Genomic DNA, 2,444 nt, shown 5'->3' with positions numbered 1-2,444 from the left:
TAATAGGTCCTGAGCCTAGGTGTTGAGTAAGTGGTGTCGGATATCCGCCTGGGCGATACATTCCTATATGGCCGCTGTTAGCCGATCGCTCCCGAAAAGCTGCCGGTCCGCTATCGGCCCGTCACTTGGTTTCATCCCATAAGCCGTTCGCGCAGTCTCACACTCCCGTCGGCCATTCAGGCCATGGGAGAACGACAATGGGACATTCCTCATTTGATCCGGCAACCAACGGAAGGAAAGCATGGAACGCAGGCCGAGTGGTCGGCGCCAAGCGAGCATTGAAGCCGCCACAGGTTTGGGCGATCCGCTTCTGGCTCGATCATGAGGGACGGCTGCGCGACAGGGCCCTGTTTGATCTTGCCATCGACAGCAAGCTGCGTGGCTGTGACGTCGTGAAGGTGAAGACCGGCGACCTCGTGTCGGGCGGACGCATTCGTGCCCGCGCGATCGTGGTGCAGCGTAAGACGAAGCGGCCAGTGCAGTTCGAACTTATGGAAGCAGCACGCACGAGCCTGCTGGCATGGCTGGAGCGACGCGGCGGAACGGTCGATGATTACGCCTTCCCGAGCCGCATCGATCACTCCGCCCACCTCAGCACGCGACAGTATGCTCGCCTCGTCGATGAGTGGGTGACGGCGATCGGTCTGCTGAAGGAGGACTACGGCACGCATTCACTGCGGCGGACGAAGGCTTCGATCATCTACCGCGCGACCGGAAACCTTCGCGCTGTTCAGATCCTGCTTGGCCATACCAAGATCGAAAGCACGGTGCGTTACCTCGGTGTCGATGTCTAGGATGCACTAACCCTTGCCGAGGGAACCGAGGTTTAAGCCCCCCCTTCGATCGCAGCATCTCAACGCGGGACGGCCGCTTACGAGCCTCGTTTGCGACCGTTCCCATAGCGACGTCGGGTGGAGAGCGGTCGGTCCGCTATGGGTCAGGTCACGGATCCAAGCGGACATCCGTTGACATGCTCGACGAGGCTACGGCGACCCTCCTGCCGAGCAGGAGCCCAACGGCGGCGAAGGTGACGACCGCCCCGCAGCCGAGGAACGCCGTGACCAACAGGCCGCCGCCGACCCCCATCCAGTCCGTCGCCAAGGCGAAGGCGAACGGCGCCGCCGAGCCGATGATCAGCCGTATGGACGTGACGCGCCCCTGCAACGCGCCGTACCCCTCGGAGCCGAAGAGCGCGAGCGGCAGGGTGCCCCCAAAGATGCTATAGAGGCCGTTTCCAAGACCGAACAGGGCTGCGAAGACGGCGGCCCCGACGGGCGACGGCGCGGTGGCCGCGAGGAGGACCAGGGAGGCAGGCAGAAGGGCGGCGGAGATCACCGCGAGCGCCAGCGGGGACAGGTCGCGCCCGAACACCATCAGTGTAAAGCGGCCCGCGACCTGCGCCGGCCCGAACACGGCGCTGACCATGACGCCTGCGGGTCCCAACCCGAGCGCGGACAGGATCGGCAGCATGTGGACCAGCACGGACGAGACCACGAGGCTCTGGAAGGCGAAGGCGACGCCCATCAGGAGGAAAGCCCGCGACCGAAGGGACGGCGGCACGAGGCCCCTCGCCGGGACCACGCGGGCAACGGGTTCAGCCCCAGCCGCTGCGAGCGCCTGGGCCTTCGGCCGGCGGGCCAGCCACAGGTGGATGGGCAGGCATACCGCGACGTTCATAGCCGCGAAGACGAGGTAGACCTCCCGCCACGACATCGTCCCGTGAAGCCAAGTCGTCAGGGGCCAGAACAGGGTCGAGGCGAACCCGGCGATCAGGGTTAGGTACAGGATGCTCCGCTGCGCCGTGCCCGGGTGACGCTGGACCAAGAGGGGGAAGGCTGCCCCGTACTGGACGAAGGTGGACGCGACCTCGATGGCGACGAGCGCGAGGACAAAGGCGGGTGCGGCGGGAGCGAGGGCGGCGGCGACCAGCGCAATGGCGGCCGCGACGGACCCCGCGGCCATGACGCGGCCGGCGCCGAAGCGGTCGAGCCAGCGCCCCGTCCAAGGGGCGACCAGCCCGCCCGCGAGCAGCGCGACCGACAGGGCGCCGAACACCCACTCGCTCGGCCACCCGATGTCCTTTGCCATAGAGGGGGCGAGGATGCCGAAGCTGTAGTAGAGGGTCCCGTAGCCGACGATCTGGCTGACCCCGAGCGCGGCGATGTCCGCCCAGGTGCCTCGCATGCTGCTCACCGCGACGACACGATCGGGAGCCACATCCAGAGGGCGACGAGCGTCGCCAGCAAGACGGGCGGGGTGAGGACGAAGCCGACCTTCATGTATTCGCCCCAGGTGATCCGCTGCCCTTTGCCCGCTAGGACGTGAAGCCACAGGAGGGTCGCCAGCGAGCCGATCGGCGTGAACTTCGGTCCGAGGTCGTTGCCCACGACATTGGCATAGACCATGAGCTCGCGGGTCAGAGGTGCCACGTCCGCACGATCGAT

Annotated in this window: 3 protein-coding genes; 1 reads left to right on the top strand and 2 read right to left on the bottom strand. The window is 66.4% G+C overall.

The window, feature by feature from the left end; translation table 11 throughout:
* The first annotated feature begins 197 nt into the window (after positions 1-197).
* Positions 198-794 carry a tyrosine-type recombinase/integrase gene (locus NS365_RS23020; RefSeq protein ID WP_058602608.1) on the top strand — a complete coding sequence of 199 codons (597 nt, stop codon included), beginning with the start codon at positions 198-200 and terminating at the stop codon, positions 792-794.
* A 148-nt stretch (positions 795-942) separates the two neighbouring features.
* On the opposite strand, the gene arsK is transcribed toward NS365_RS23020, so the two are convergent.
* Entirely contained in the window at positions 943-2,184 is a 1,242-nt protein-coding gene (gene arsK, locus NS365_RS23015; RefSeq protein WP_058602609.1) for an arsenite efflux MFS transporter ArsK, read from the bottom strand.
* A gap of 5 nt (positions 2,185-2,189) precedes the next feature.
* A partial coding sequence (locus NS365_RS23010) for an ArsB/NhaD family transporter (protein WP_275477573.1) occupies positions 2,190-2,444 on the bottom strand: 255 nt, incomplete at its 5' end.

Origin of the sequence: Aureimonas ureilytica, from assembly GCF_001475935.1 — a bacterium.
GTDB lineage: Bacteria > Pseudomonadota > Alphaproteobacteria > Rhizobiales > Rhizobiaceae > Aureimonas > Aureimonas ureilytica_A.
This window is presented reverse-complemented; position numbering and strand designations above follow the sequence as displayed.